Consider the following 15,044-nt stretch of genomic DNA (forward strand, 5'->3'; position numbering starts at 1 on the left):
TGTCATGGTAAAATAGCCGGGTGAATAGTTCAGCCGGCTATTTTTTTGCGTGAAGTTGCTCAAAATATTATCTATTGTTTAAATACTCAGCAATAAATAAAGTAAACAATTGAAAGGTTATAGCTATCGGCTATGTTGCAGCAATGCATACTAATTGAGATTAATTCTTAATAACAAAAATAACCACTTTAATATTATGGTTAAAGTGGTGCGTAATAAATTTAATTAGAACTGCCAGCGCATCCATGTAAACAAGACATTACCATTATTATAAGTACCGGGAATATAGGTGGTTTGTAGCGCAAACTTATTATATTCAATAGAGAGAAGCGGCAACGGCAGTGGTATTGGAATGTAATGATACTCATGACGAGCGGTAATACTGGCGGTAAAGCCGATACCAAAACGCCATCCATCCATTTCTCCCGGTATCCACATTTTTTGATAGCCATAACCTATAATGGGCTCAACTTCATTATGCGAATCCATAAACGCCATCGCATACACCGCATGCCAGTTGTTATCCTCATCATAGCGATATTTGCCATAGCCGATACCCCAGGGCCTTTCATTGTATGACTCTATCTTGTCATCATCATAGGTCCAGCGGTTATGCCAAGTATTGAGTGGGATATACAGCTCCTGGTTGGGTGAATCCCAAGTCAGTGAGATGTTGTTCAGCAGGCGCTGCCATAGGCTGTCATTGCCTGCTGAAGGTGTCATTTTGCTCTCTATAGAGGATTGAGCTGATGGAGTTTTGTCATCGGCAAGAGCTGTTGAGGTTTGGCTTAACCATAGACCACTGACAAATATGGCCTGAATAATATGTTTGTAATTCATGGTGTAACTCTCTGATGCTGATAAGGTGAAATAAGATTTCTTGGCATCAGATAATCTTTGTACCTATCAAAACTAATGACGAATAGTGCGTTATTTATAATGTAGTAAGGTTATAGCGCTAAACTTAAACGATTCTATAACGAGCAACTAATATAGAGTTTTAAACTGCGCGACAGAGTAATTAAAATTTAATCTCGGAACATCAAGAAATGTCTCAATCTGTTTTTTATAGCACAATTTGTTGGCATATTTAGCGGAATTTCACTGCATAAAACTGACTAGATCAGTATGGTTTTTAGTATATTTATATAGATTAAATAATGTGTAATTGCACTTCTCTGGTGCATTTTGTTCAATGTGACGACTTTATTGCACCCAAATGACACAATAAGGTGCTATTGGGATAATACATTTTTACTCTTCGAATATTATATTTTTATTTATTCTTTTTAATTAGAAATTTGGCCAGCTGTAGTTGACTGGTGAGGCCATTTTTTCGCCTCCAATGCAGGCCGATAAATAAGATATTCATGTATTTCTAGCCTGAATTATTTTGAGCGCATAACCTGAGACTAAGTAAGGAGTTAGCAGAGTGAAGTGAAAGGGGTAAGTCATCCGGTTGGAGTAGGGAGACTGGTGAAACAGAAGTGGCGATATATTCAATTATTATATATTTAATGCTAATAAATTTTATACCAAGGCAGTTTTCTGTCATCAGACTGAGATGGAAACCACGGAAAAATCACGTAAGAAGTATTATAAAAAGAGTTAGCTTAAATGTTAAAAACCAGTAAGAAAGCGGGACATGACAGTATAAAAAAATAGAGCAGAAAATACGATGACCTTCAACAAATTTTAGCATATTTACGCATTCTTAAGAGATAACCGTTTCAAATATGTGCGACAGGTTCACCCTTGATTAAAAATGGCTTGCCATCGAATACAGAGTATGTGATAACGCATATGGGTAAAACGAGGTACAGTTCTGTATATGTGTGGCATTTTCAGTAAAGAAGTTCTGAGTAAAGACGTTAGCGTTGAATACCGCTTCTCTGCCGATCCTTATCTTAGTGCCTCAAGCAGTAACGACTCTAGTTTGTCTATGTAAACGCCCACGGGCGAGTTAAACAATCCAAAGGAAATACTCAAGATGGCAAAGATCAAAGGTCAAGTTAAGTGGTTCAACGAGTCTAAAGGTTTCGGTTTCATCACTCCAGCTGACGGCAGCAAAGATGTGTTCGTTCACTTCTCTGCAATCCAGGGTAATGGCTTCAAAACCCTGGCTGAAGGCCAGAACGTAGAGTTCGAAATCCAAGACGGTCAGAAAGGTCCGTCTGCAGTTAACGTTACTGCAATCTAATCAGCTCTTTTGCTGTTAAAAACCCGCCTTTGTGCGGGTTTTTTCATTTCTGTTGCCTGACAAATCAGCAAGTTAAGGCAATATAACTAAGCCAGAATATTGATTGCGGCCTTTAATTCCGGGATGAGAGGGGTCTATCGATTGTTGTTGGCTAGTTCGACGAAAGCTGGTGTATTTGAACTGCGGCTTATCATTATCCTCATCCTCGCCATGTGGAACGGTCGAACAAATGGTACAACTGCCGACACGATCAATGTGATGAATTCCGCCATCACGCAGTTGGTGTTCAGCAATAGCTGCGAGGTTGAGGTGGCAAAAACGGGGTGAAATGATATTTTTCGCCAGTGGCAGTTCGTTAACAAACCTTTCCACCAACTCTTCATTGACTTCGTAACAGCATGAGCGGGCGGCTGGCCCTATTGCGGCAACCCAATTTGCAGGGTCATCATCGCGGGCAATCCGCTCAAGCATGTTTAAGATAATACCATCTAATAAGCCGCGCCAGCCAGCATGTACCACCGCAATGCCTTTTCCCTGTCGTTGACTGAAAATAACCGGTAGGCAATCAGCCGTCAGTACCGTCAATAGGATACCCGGCTGCGTGGTATAGAGGCCGTCGGCGTCGCCGCACTCTTGTCCTGGTGCTATGACATCAACAATCGTGGTGCCATGAACCTGTTTTTTATTGGCTTGAGAAGCCTGATAAGGCAGGAGAGCGTAGGGCAATAGGGCGGATTTATTGCCAAAGCCATGGCAGATAGTGGTGATTCGGCTGAGTTGTGGTGAAAAATCAGTCATAGGACTTACCTAATGAAGAAAAGTACGCCATTCAGTGTAAGCCGTTTTTTAACTTATTGACCAGTCACCTTTTCTTTTAAATCTCGGTTAGCGAATTGTTGTAAAATAACGCATCTCTTATCACCGTTTTGCCAGACAAATCGAGCCGGATGTGGCTGACTATATTTAGCGCCTGAAGTTGCCGGGTATTGCAATAAAAGAAGAATCACGGCGCTGTTACCCTTCAGGTGATGCAGTGGCCAATCTGCTGGGCTTTACCAATATTGATGATCAGGGAGTTGAGGGCATCGAAAAGAGTCTTAATTCGCTACTCTATGGGACTGCGGGCAGTCGGTTGGGGCGGTTTCGGCCCCGGTATTTAGCGATATTATGGGGCAAATCCTACGCACCATGAATATGGAACCCGATGCTATACCCGCAGGCGCGGTTCGGCATAGCTAATCGTCTATGAGTTCATTGTGTTAAACCGTGGCTTGCAACAGTTCAAGGGCTTCTTTAGACTAACGCCGCGTCTGCTGGTCATGCTGGCAGTTATTAATTTGTTATCTGGAACTCAACCATGTCTTATCAGTGCCCTCTTTGTCATCAGGCTATGCAGCAGAGCCTGCAACAGTGGCGTTGCAGTAATAACCACCAGTTTGATTGCGCCAAAGAGGGTTACGTCAATTTAATGCCGGTGCAGCATAAAGGGTCGAAACAGCCGGGTGACAGCCCGGAAATGATGCAGGCCCGGCGGGCATTTCTTGATGCAGGCTGTTATCAACCTTTGCAGCAGCGAGTGTGTGAGATCCTGGATAATGCGTTACCTCAGGATGCCGACATGTTGCTTGATATTGGCTGCGGTGAAGGTTATTACACTGCCGCCGTCGCGGACCGGCTAAATCGCCAGCGGCAAGTGTCAGTTTTCGGGCTGGACGTGGCTAAAGTCGCGGTAAGATATGGTGCGAAACGCTACTCACAAGTCCATTTTTGCGTGGCTTCCAGCCATCGATTACCTTTTGCTAATCAGTCCCTTGATGCAGTGTTACGCATTTATGCTCCTTGCAAAGCGGCTGAGCTGGCGCGTACTGTAAAACCCGGCGGGATAGTGCTTACCGTGGCACCCGGCCCACGTCATCTTTATCAGTTAAAAGCACTTATTTATGCTGAAGTGCAGCTTCATGACGATACTCCAGAGCATCTAGAGGGTTTTGAGTTAGTCAGCAGTGAAAAACTGGCTTATGAAATGAAGCTAACCGGTAAGTTGGGCTGTGATTTATTGCAGATGACACCTTTTGCCTGGCGCGCATCGATTGAAACAGGGCAAGAACTGGCCGCGCGGCAGACATTTGTCTGTGAAACTGATTTTGTTATCGCCTTACATCGCCGCCAAGAAAATCTTGTTGTGGCTGACCAACCGGTCGAGGACAACTAAAGCATATGTATGCCAAGGCTTGGCCTGATAAGTTTCGGGCCATATCTTATAGATGATTATTTTAAACTATGGTTAGAAAATCCCCTTTAGGGATATCGTATTATAATAAAGCTGCGTAATTATTCCCTGGTACAAAAATATCTTATTAACTTAAGTTAAATTTTCAGTGTGTTATTTTTTATTATGAGGCTATTATTTTAAATCTAAGTTTCGCCAGGTTCTTCCGCCAGATTCGGTAACTAAAATAGAGGGGATAAACCTTATCTGTTCGGCGACTTTTAGTGCTAAATCAGCTACTTCTTGTTTATTTAATGTACCACTTCCATAATTAAATTCTCCTTCAGGTAATTTATAAACCTTTTCTCGCCCGATAAGTCGGGTAAATCCTGCCTCAACCATTTTCTTATTTAAGGTATCGTAATCGCCTTCCACTGCATTATGCAAAACGACACTGACCGTAAAGTACGGCATATTTATTTTCCAATTTATTAAGTGATGATATTGATATATCACACTCGTGGAAACGATATTTTGACCGGAGTCTAATTGCGGAAAGTAGGGTGAAAATAACCTTGCTAAAATTGTGTCAATGTAGCACCAGATGAGAGTCTGATATTGAGTGAGTCATGACGTCAGGGAGTCGGTGGCAAAGGTTACCACCGACTAGGACGAGGAAATTAAAGCGCGAGTGATAAACGATTGCGGCCTGCGTGTTTTGCCGCGTAACAGGCGATATCGGCTTGACGCATCGCTTGTGCGGCATTTTCAGTTTGCGGGGTTAAAGAGACCGCGCCCAAGCTTGCAGTGAAGGTATAGGATTGACCGTGCCAATGGAACTGGAGAGAGGCTATATCCGCGACCACAGTTTCCAACAACTCGGTGGCTGACTTGCTGTGGCAATTAAACAGGACGATGGCAAATTCATCGCCACCTAACCGCGCCACCAAGTCATTCTCACGCACTGCTTGCTGCATGGTTTGTGCCACCATCCTCAGTACCATATCGCCCGCTTCGTGGCCGGCACTGTCATTCACATCCTTGAAATAGTCTAAATCGACATAGCAGAGAATATGCTGATCATCATTCCCTAATTGACTGATGGACTGATTTAGCCGTTCTTCCAAACGCCGGCGGTTAATCAACCCGGTCAGCATGTCATGGTTGGCCTGATATTGCAGTTCACGCTGCTCATGGCGGGCGCGGGTGACATCCTGGAACACCACCACCGCACCGGTGAGTAGGTTATCGCGATCACGAATAGGGGAGGCCGAACAGCGAATTTCCTGGCGCTCACCTTGGCTCGACAACAACTGACTCCCTTCTGGCAAGAGAGTATGGCGTCCTTCACTTAAACACTGCTGGATAGCCACTAATTGATTTTTATCCTGCAAGGGTGACCACAGAATAAAGATTTCTTCAATGGGTAAACCACAGGATTCATTCTGGCTGCGTCCGGTCATCTCTTCAGCTTTAGGGTTCATTAATTCCACGCGACCCTCACTATCAAGAGCGATAATTCCCTCTTGGATAGATGATAACACCCGGTGCAGTTGTTCACGCTCTTCATAACGCGCGACTTCGCTGGCGCGTAAAGCATCCTCGCGCTGTTTCCGCTCACTCATATCGCGGATTATTTTGGCATAACCGAGAAGTTTACCGTTATGGTCATGTACCACGGTAATGACAGTAACAGCCCAGTAGCGGGTCATATCTTTGCGTACTAACCAACCCTCACGTTCTACCCGGCTGGTTGATGCCGCCGTTTTCAGCAGTTTTTCCGGTAATCCCGCAGCGATGTCTTCAGGTAAGAAGAAACTGCCGAAATGTTGACCGATAATTTCATTGCTGGGATAACCAATATTACGTTCCGCGCCGTGGTTCCAGGTATTGACCCGGCCCCAAGGGTCCAGCATTAAAATGGCATAATCTTCAACGGTGTCCACCATCAGGCGAAAACGTTCCTCGCTAATGCGTAATGCTTCCTCACGCTGACGGCGTTCAGTTAAGTCACGGACAATTTTGGTAAAGCCCAATAGTTTGCCACTATCATCATGCATTGGATTGATCACTACATTGGCCCAGTAGCGGATACCATTTTTACGGACATGCCAGCCTTCAGTTTGGAAATTCCCTTCAGCTATGGCTTTAGCGAGCGATTTTTCTGGCATGCCGGCGGAGATATCCTCTGGTGTGAACAGCAGTGCAAAGTGCTCACCGATGATTTCATCACTGGTATAGCCTTCATTGCGTTCTCCACCTTTATTCCAGGTCAGAATGCGGCCATGAGTATCTATCATGTAGATAGCATAATCTTCGACTTCGCTGATCAGATGGCGAAACTGCTCTTCACTCTTACGCAGAGCCGTTTCCCGCTGCCATTTATCCGTTAAATCACGGGTAACATGCACAAAACCTTGTAAGTTTTGCTCTGAATCGTGCAATGCACTGAGAGTGAGATTGCCCCAAAAACGTTTACCGTTTTTACGAACTCGCCAACCCTGAGTTTCATAATGACCAAACTGATTGGCGTGAGTCAGGCCTTTTTGCGGGAGCTTACCGGCTAAATCTTCCGGGGTGTAAAATATCTCAAAAGAGTGACCGATGACTTCATCAGCGTTATAGCCGGTATTGCGTTCAGCACCACTGTTCCAAGTCAGTATGTGTCCTTGGGCATCAATGATATATATGGCGTAATCATCTACAGCTTCAATTAGTAGCCGAAAGATATGGTCGTCAAATGAGGCCGGATGCAAAGCCATTCCTGTGTTCCTTGAATTTTTTTCAGTAGCTTGTCGCTGCACAGAACTATACCCAGAACGTTTAGTCTGTTATCGCGATAGAAGTGATGTTCAGTTTATCGCTAACCTGGCAAAACTAGGTAATGGGATTTTTCTTATGAGCAATAAAAAATAAAGGAAAAAATCCTAGTGCCGGTATTCATATTATATAAGGCCACTGTTTACGGGGATGTTGGCGCTTCTTGATGGCGTTGCACCTGGGTAATAAATAATAATTTACCTTATTAACAATAAGGGTAAATCGGTATCGGAATGTATAAAAATAATGACTTAAGTAGGGAAGGTTAATTATTTTTAACTCAGACAAAATAAATTTACAGAATAATACCGCACTAATTTTATTTTTCTCATGCTTGCAATGATGTTACCGGCCGAGATCATGTTTATTACATAACTGGCATAATTTTTTTACGACCTCAAAAATAATCCCCCAGAAGTGCAGAAATGCTTGCATCGGCAAGTGTTATCCGGATAATTCCGAATCTTTATAATAAGCATTCTCATTAGTGGCAAGTTTGCAAAATTCAGGGGCATCAATATGATGAATAAAACTATCTCTATCCGCGCGGATCAGAAACGGCTGGCGCCGCGTCTTTTGTGCGTGATGATCGGTGCCGCTCTTGGCACGTTATCAGCCTCTTCATGGGCGGCAACCGCAACCAGTACTGCGGCCGACAGCGCAAAAAAAACCAGCACCACCGCGGATGCCGCTAAAGCGGATGAAACCAAAAAGACCGACACTATTACCGTGGTCGGGACGCAGGACACTTTCCGGGCGGGTGGCAATGATTTAATCCCCACCTATTTGGATGGTCAGGTGGCTAATGGTGGCCGTATCGGTTTCCTAGGGCAGCAAGATGCCCGTAACGTGCCATTTAACGTTATCAGCTATACCTCCAAAATGATTGAAGATCAGCAAGCTAACTCCATTGCTGATGTTGTCAAAAATGATGCTTCGGTGCAGAACGTACGTGGCTATGGCAACCCATCACAAAACTATCGTATCCGTGGTTATAACCTTGATGGCGATGATATCTCATTCGGTGGTTTGTTTGGTGTTTTACCACGCCAGATTGTTTCTACCAGCATGGTTGAGCGAGTAGAAGTCTTTAAAGGTGCCAATGCCTTTATTAACGGCATATCTCCGAGCGGCAGTGGTGTCGGTGGGATGATTAACCTGGAACCTAAACGTGCTGGTGATACTCCACTGACGCGTGTTTCAGTGGACTATGGTTCATCTTCACAAGTGGGCGGTGCACTGGATGTTGGCCGTCGCTATGGTGACAATGATCAGTTTGGTGTGCGTGTTAATGCATTGCATCGTGAAGGTGGCTCAGCCATTGACGATCAGAAAGAACGTACCACGGCGGTTTCTACTGGGCTGGATTATCGCGGCGACCGTGCCCGTACGTCATTGGATGTCGGCTACCAGAAGCAAACTATCCATCACATGCGTACTGATGTTGCTATCGGTGGTGCCACCGTCATTCCAGAACCACCATCAACCACGCTAAACTATGGTCAGTCGTGGGTGTATACCGATATGGAAACCACCTTCGGTATGCTGCGCAGTGAGTATGATGTTAGCCAGAACTGGACCGTTTATGGCTCCATCGGTGCTAGCCATAATGAAGAAACGGGTCAATATGGTTCCCCGACACTGACCAGTGCGAATAATGGCGATGCGACTATTTCTCGCCTATATGTTCCTTATGTTTCTGATTCTATTGCCGGGCTAGGGGGCATTCGTGGTCATTTTGATACTGGATTTATTACGCACAAAGTGAACTTGGGTTATGCCGCTAACTACCGTACGGCCAAGTCTGCCTGGAATATGTCGAACCCAGTTAATACCAATATTTATAATCCAGGTGTGATTGGCTTCCCAGAGACGGCTTTTAGCAGCACCAGCCAAGACCCACAACTGAGTAGCCAGGTGCGTGCTTCCGGTCTTTCATTGTCAGATACGTTATCGATGATGGATGACAAACTGATTGTGATGCTGGGTGTTCGCCGTCAGGAAGTTACTATTCGTAATTTTGACAGTGGGGTACCGAACAGTGCCGGCTCATTGGATGCGATGAAAGTCACGCCTATCTACGGCATCATGGTGAAGCCGTGGGAGAAAGTTTCTCTCTATGCTAACCACATTGAAGCTTTGGGCCCTGGTAAATCAGCACCCTTTACTTATAGCAATACCAGTGGTGTGACAACGCCAGTGGCCAATGCCGGTCAAATCCCAGGTATTGTTCATTCAAAACAGAATGAAATTGGGGTGAAATTTGATAATCAGCGCTACGGCGGTACATTGGCCTTGTTTGAAATCACTCGCCCAACCGGTACTGTTGATCCAAACACGAGCATTTATGGTTTCTATGGTGAACAACGTAACCGTGGTGTTGAGCTGAATGTCTTTGGTGAGCCAGTCTTCGGTACGCGTCTGTTAGCGAGCGCCACGTGGTTGGATCCTAAACTGACTAAAACTCAAAGTGGTGTTAATAATGGCAATGATGCCGTGGGTGTGGCCCGCTATCAGTTAGTCTTTGGCGGCGAGTATGATATTCCGGTGGTTGAAGGTCTGACCGCGACCGGCACTGTAGTACGTTCTGGTTCCCAATATGCCAATGAAGCCAACACCTTGAAATTGAAGCCATGGACTCGTCTGGATCTGGGTGTGCGCTACACCATGCCGATGAAAGATAGCACCCTGACTTGGCGGGCGAATGTGGAGAACGTGACTAACGAGCGTTACTGGGAATCTGTTGAAGATTCTGGTACTTACCTCTATCAGGGCGACCCTCGTGCGCTGAAGTTGTCAGTCTCAATGGACTTCTAATCCGCAGTCGATACCCTTCTAGTTGATGGGCTTCTCAGCAATAAAAAACCCCGCGATTCTTCAGAAATGCGGGGTTTATTTTTGGCTGCTAATAATACAGTGTCACTGACTTTATTTTACAACGAGAATAAAATGGCGCTGATTATGCAGCGACACGATAAATGTGTTCATAAAGAATATTAAAGCCGATGGCAATCAGCACGATACCGCCCGCGATTTCAGCACGCTTACCCAGCAGTGGGCCGATATAGCGACCAATCAACATACCGAGTGTTGCCATGATCATGGTAGCCAACCCAATAGCCATTGCGGTGTGAACAATATTGACTTGCAAGAACGCCAAGCCGACACCAATAGCCATGGCATCAAGGCTGGTGGCGATGGCGGTCATCACTAAAACCCAGAAGCTGTGGCTCCGCATTTTTTCAGTTTCTTCGACTTGCTGCTTAGCGCCTTCAAAAATCATGCGGCAACCCAAAATAAACAGCAGGCTAAACGCAATCCAGTGGTCCCATTCCAAAATATACTGACTGGCGAACAGGCCGATACACCACCCAATAAGTGGGGTAATAGCTTCTATCACACCAAAGATAAGACCGGTGCGCAGTGCTTCTCTAAAACGGGGTTTATGTAGACTGGCGCCTTTACCAATAGATGCAGCAAAAGCATCCATAGACATCGCAAAAGCAAGAACAAGAGTTGCAGATAGATTCATAGAAATAGTCTCGGCCGGGCGGCTCCATATACACGTAACCCACCCCCAACCTAACGACGGAGCTACGTGTCTATGGTCTCGCCAACCTTACCTGGCTGCCCGCACCACGTTCCAGAAACAGAACGAGTATGTTGATACGGGCGTTTCTATATATCGATATATCAATTCAATATAACGAACAGAAACCGGCTACTCCCCATGAACGGCGCAACCTTAACATATAAATTCTGATATCGACAACCCCAAATATAATATGGCAACTCAATGCTGTTGATAATGATTTTCATTATCGAAATTTTAGTGATAAATAGCACATATAAGCATCAATGATGGTGTGGAAATAAGCGGGATAGAGGGGAGGGATGATGTCGGGAAATTAATCAGTTAACTCAATGGTCAATAGATTAACTTCCCAAAAGAGGGGCTTTATGATTGATTTTCAATGAAAAAGTTATAAATCTTTTCTAAATCATCTAATTGGTTAACTTGGATTAGTAATCTGCGTTGTTCTAAATCAATTACTAAAATCCCATCTTCAGATAAATTCATACTTTTAATTCGGTTATATTCAATAAAAGCATTAGCGTAGAAGAACCCTGTATTTTTAAACAACAATTTTGGCCAGCGGATATAAGAGATATAAACCGCAACTAACGCTAAACCCACTAATAAATAAGTGGTTAAAGCTGCGCCATTCGCCATCACATTATTGTAAACAAGAATAGCGATCAGCCCGACAAAAATTGCGCAGTCGATTTTGTTTTTACGCTTTAGGTGGACTTGTAGCAGAGTTTTGCCTTTCATCATGTTCATGATGAATTCATCATAGATGGCATAAGCAAGCAGCAGGGCAATAAAAACTATCAAAACAAGATCAGTAACCGACATGCAATAACTCCTGTATACCCGTCATCGTCCAAATTGCAGGTGTGGTGGTCGCTTTAGTTTACGGCTTACTACGCGGTGTAAGATCATCGAAATGAACATCTTTGCCGCCTTTGTGCACTTTAAACCTATTAGGGTATCGGATGAAATTCTATCTGAAATAAATAACCGGGAGCATGCTCCCGGTTTTAGTGACATCTAATACTTGAGGGGATTACAGCCCTAATAAGCCAATCCAGTAACCGAAGATACCGATGGCGAAGAAGCCCATAATAATCCACAGTGCGTTAACTTTACGACGTAATAGCCACATACAGCCGAAGGTTAACAGCAACGGCACCAGACCTGGCATCAACTGATCCAAAATAGTCTGCACAGTGGTGACTGTGGTTTCGCCATTCTGGTTGGTTATCTTGGACACCACTACCGGTATGTTGACGTGCGTCCACTTGTTAACCAAAGCTCCCATCACAAACAGGCCGAGGATAGACGCCCCTTCCGTCAGTTTTTGCAGGAGACCACCGTCCATATCGCCAACGATATTGACACCTTTTTTATAGCCGTACGCCACACCGTAGTAACGAGTTAGCAAGCGCACCACGTTAAACAGTATGAAGAACAACAATGGCCCCAGTAAGCTACCGCTCATGGCGATACCCGCACCGAGGGCGGCAAGTACCGGACGTACAGTCCCCCAGAAGATCGGGTCACCCACACCGGCTAGCGGCCCCATCAGACCGACTTTGATACCGTTAATCGCAGCATCATCAATTTCGGCACCATTGGCTTTCTGCTCTTCCATCGCCAGTGTTACGCCCAGAATTGGGGCAGCAACGAACGGCTGGGTGTTGAAGAATTCCAGATGGCGTTTTATGGCTTGCTTACGTTCTTCCGAGTTCTCTGGGTACAGACGACGAATCGCTGGCACCATGGAGAAACAGAAGCCAAGCGCCTGCATACGTTCGAAGTTCCACGACCCTTGGAAGAGGTTAGAGCGGAGAAACACACCGCGAATATCTGCGGGCGTGAGTTTCTTTTCACCTGTAGTTGCCGTAGTAACAGTTGTTGTATCAACCATTTCTCTCACCTTTTCCTAGTCTAATTCGTTATCAAGATCGTTATTGGCCTGGCCAGACTGAACTACAACCTGAGACTTGTTGTATTTCGGGCTGAGCTGGATATAAAGAACGGCCATAACCACACCAATAACACCCAATGCCACCAGGTTGAAGTTAGTGAATGCGGCAGTAACGAAACCTAAATAGAAGAATGGCATCAGGTAGCCAGCACGCATCATGTTGATAACCATGGCGTAACCTACTACGACGATCATACCACCGGCGATATTCAGACCACTGGTAACCACTTCTGGAATTGAGCTGAGCAACATCTGAACTTCAGATGTACCCACGGACAGGGCAACAATCAATGCCGGAATGGCAATACGCATTGCTTGCAAGAACAGTGCGGAGATGTGAATCCAGGTAATCGCTCGCAGGCTGCCTCGTTCGGCAGCACCATCGGCGGCGTGCTGGAATGCCACAGTAATGGTACGTACGATGATGGTTAATACCTGACCTGCGGCTGCCAATGGAATCGCCAGTGCAATACCTGCACCGATGTCTTGGCCGCCCGCAATAACCAGGATGGTAGAAATAATCGAGGCCAGAGCCGCATCCGGTGCCACTGCGGCCCCGATGTTCATCCAACCAAGCGCGATCATTTCCAAGGTACCACCGATGATGATACCGGTTTTCATATCACCCAGAACCAGACCGATTAAGGTACAGGCCACGAGAGGGCGGTGAAATTGGAACTCATCCAGAATGGAACCCATCCCGGCGATACATGCAACTATGAAAATCAGCACAATCTGAAGAGTTGTGATCTCCATTGTACTTCTCCTATGACCAAAAAAGCTGAGTAAAAATAACCGAGTCCCAAAACAGAACAGGGCATAACCTTGCTACGTAGTTTGAGTAAAGCTATTTATTAAGTTTGCTAATTAAGTCCATCATTTTGAGCCGAGAATCCGAGGATACTTTCCGGACTTCCAGTTCAATACCGCGTGCATTCAATTTATTAAATGCTTCAATATCTTTTTCATCAACGGAGACCGCATTGTTCACCTGGGTTTTACCCTGACGGAATGCCATACCACCGATATTTACTGACTTAATATCCACGCCACCTTCAACCAAACGTACAACGTCGGTTGGGTTGGTGAACAGCAACATGACCCGGTCATTGGCATATTTCGGGTTGTTGTAAACGCGGATAGCTTTCTCAACATCAACAACGTGTGCAGTCACACCCGGAGGAGCAACTTGTGTCAGCAATGTTTTACGCATTTTATCGGCGGCAACTTCATCGCTGACGACAATAATGCGTTTTACGTTAGTTTCTTTGGTCCAACGAGTGGCGACCTGACCATGGATTAAGCGATCATCAATACGCGCCAGCCCGATCTTCATATGATCGTTCGGACCTAAAGCGACGGCTGGAGCCTTGGCTTTTGGCGCAGGAGCAGTTTGTTGCGTCTCGGGCTTATCACTCTTAACTTCAGGCGCTTTTAGTGCTTTCACGCCTTCACGACCGGTTTCTACCGCGACTGCAACCAATTCGGCAAATGATGGATTATCATCACGGGCCATAAAGGTTTCAGCCAGCATCGGAATGTTAACCCCGGTGACGACCTCATAGTTCTCTTTATCGATAGCAATACGACTGGCAGCGTTAAACGGGCTACCACCCCAGGTATCAACCAGGAATAGCACACCTTTACTGGTGTCCAGCCCGGTCAATTTACCGTTGTATTTCTCAATCAACGTTTCGGCATTCTCACCAGGGACGAAATCGATATAAGCGACGTTAGCTTGCTCGCCTAAAATCATTTCAGCTGTTTTCAGCAGTTGTTCTGCCGCAGCCCCATGTGTGCCAATGATAATAGCTATACTCACTCGCTACCCCCTCTGTTAACTCAGAATTGAGTTCTCGCACGTAACAGAAAAACCAGTATTCCCCAACAACACTTCAGTACACATTGAATCTATTATGATAGTCACAATGTCAGCTCAGTGCTGACGATTTATTCGCAACGGCAATGAATCGATTCAGGTGCATATCGTAATGTGCTGGATGTGATTTATTTTAGTCAGTGAAAAAATAAATTATGTGACGATGCTCATTTATTGGGACATGTTATGAATGATTTAGCGCATTTGGATAGTAAATCGCCACATAGATGAACAATATTGATGTGTTCACCTCCTAACTCATTCATCACAGTATGGTTATTGTGTTTACTATTTATACCATCTGTATGAATTTTGATAATTAGCCTGCTTTTTGAGCAAGGGAAATTTTAGTCATGAAAAAATAGCGTCATGGCAGATGGC

The 15,044-nt window shown here is 45.1% G+C and carries 13 protein-coding genes, 1 pseudogene and 1 riboswitch; of the genes and pseudogenes, 5 read left to right on the forward strand and 9 right to left on the reverse strand.

Annotation, left to right across the window (positions count from 1 at the left end; genetic code table 11):
- Positions 1–225: 225 nt before the first annotated feature.
- Complete coding sequence (pagP, locus tag DJ58_RS14545) at positions 226–840, reverse strand: lipid IV(A) palmitoyltransferase PagP (protein WP_004709505.1); 615 nt, start codon at positions 838–840, stop codon at positions 226–228.
- A 991-nt stretch (positions 841–1,831) separates the two neighbouring features.
- Between pagP and DJ58_RS14540 the strand changes: the two genes are divergently transcribed.
- Positions 1,832–1,948 carry a DUF2627 domain-containing protein gene (locus tag DJ58_RS14540; RefSeq protein WP_002211058.1) on the forward strand — a complete coding sequence of 39 codons (117 nt, stop codon included), beginning with the start codon at positions 1,832–1,834 and terminating at the stop codon, positions 1,946–1,948.
- A gap of 42 nt (positions 1,949–1,990) precedes the next feature.
- Positions 1,991–2,200 (forward strand): transcription antiterminator/RNA stability regulator CspE, encoded by a 210-nt coding sequence (gene cspE / locus DJ58_RS14535; RefSeq protein ID WP_002221949.1) that lies wholly within the window; start codon positions 1,991–1,993, stop codon positions 2,198–2,200.
- 72 nt (positions 2,201–2,272) lie between these two features.
- Here cspE and pgeF read toward each other — a convergent pair whose 3' ends face one another.
- On the reverse strand, positions 2,273–2,998 hold the full coding sequence (gene pgeF, locus DJ58_RS14530) for a peptidoglycan editing factor PgeF (RefSeq protein ID WP_004709503.1): 726 nt from the start codon (positions 2,996–2,998) through the stop codon (positions 2,273–2,275).
- A gap of 130 nt (positions 2,999–3,128) precedes the next feature.
- Here pgeF and DJ58_RS22600 point away from each other — a divergent pair.
- Positions 3,129–3,341: pseudogene (locus tag DJ58_RS22600) on the forward strand (peptidoglycan glycosyltransferase FtsI); the annotation flags it as partial.
- A 216-nt stretch (positions 3,342–3,557) separates the two neighbouring features.
- Entirely contained in the window at positions 3,558–4,412 is an 855-nt protein-coding gene (gene rlmA / locus DJ58_RS14525; RefSeq protein WP_032911144.1) for a 23S rRNA (guanine(745)-N(1))-methyltransferase, read from the forward strand.
- Positions 4,413–4,604: 192 nt separating this feature from the next.
- On the opposite strand, the gene DJ58_RS14520 is transcribed toward rlmA, so the two are convergent.
- Positions 4,605–4,883 carry a hypothetical protein gene (locus DJ58_RS14520; protein WP_032911141.1) on the reverse strand — a complete coding sequence of 93 codons (279 nt, stop codon included), beginning with the start codon at positions 4,881–4,883 and terminating at the stop codon, positions 4,605–4,607.
- Between the two features lie 206 nt (positions 4,884–5,089).
- Positions 5,090–7,171: a PAS domain S-box protein gene (locus tag DJ58_RS14515; protein WP_004709495.1), complete on the reverse strand. Its 2,082-nt coding sequence runs from the start codon at positions 7,169–7,171 to the stop codon at positions 5,090–5,092.
- Positions 7,172–7,751: 580 nt separating this feature from the next.
- Between DJ58_RS14515 and DJ58_RS14510 the strand changes: the two genes are divergently transcribed.
- The gene (locus DJ58_RS14510) at positions 7,752–10,046 is read left to right on the forward strand and encodes a TonB-dependent receptor (protein WP_032911193.1); all 2,295 of its coding nucleotides are present in this window, start codon (positions 7,752–7,754) and stop codon (positions 10,044–10,046) included.
- Positions 10,047–10,188: 142 nt separating this feature from the next.
- On the opposite strand, the gene mntP is transcribed toward DJ58_RS14510, so the two are convergent.
- From mntP to manX, 5 genes are all read right to left on the reverse strand, one after another.
- Positions 10,189–10,761 (reverse strand): manganese efflux pump MntP, encoded by a 573-nt coding sequence (gene mntP / locus DJ58_RS14505; protein ID WP_032911140.1) that lies wholly within the window; start codon positions 10,759–10,761, stop codon positions 10,189–10,191.
- Positions 10,762–10,771: 10 nt separating this feature from the next.
- A riboswitch (yybP-ykoY riboswitch) is annotated at positions 10,772–10,971 on the reverse strand.
- Between the two features lie 216 nt (positions 10,972–11,187).
- On the reverse strand, positions 11,188–11,649 hold the full coding sequence (locus DJ58_RS14500) for a DUF986 family protein (RefSeq protein WP_004709489.1): 462 nt from the start codon (positions 11,647–11,649) through the stop codon (positions 11,188–11,190).
- 211 nt (positions 11,650–11,860) lie between these two features.
- Entirely contained in the window at positions 11,861–12,724 is an 864-nt protein-coding gene (locus DJ58_RS14495) for a PTS mannose transporter subunit IID (RefSeq protein ID WP_032911138.1), read from the reverse strand.
- Between the two features lie 15 nt (positions 12,725–12,739).
- Complete coding sequence (locus tag DJ58_RS14490) at positions 12,740–13,540, reverse strand: PTS mannose/fructose/sorbose transporter subunit IIC (protein WP_032911136.1); 801 nt, start codon at positions 13,538–13,540, stop codon at positions 12,740–12,742.
- Between the two features lie 91 nt (positions 13,541–13,631).
- Complete coding sequence (manX, locus tag DJ58_RS14485) at positions 13,632–14,606, reverse strand: PTS mannose transporter subunit IIAB (RefSeq protein WP_004709483.1); 975 nt, start codon at positions 14,604–14,606, stop codon at positions 13,632–13,634.
- Positions 14,607–15,044: the final 438 nt, after the last annotated feature.

This window comes from Yersinia frederiksenii ATCC 33641 (assembly GCF_000754805.1).
GTDB lineage: Bacteria > Pseudomonadota > Gammaproteobacteria > Enterobacterales > Enterobacteriaceae > Yersinia > Yersinia frederiksenii.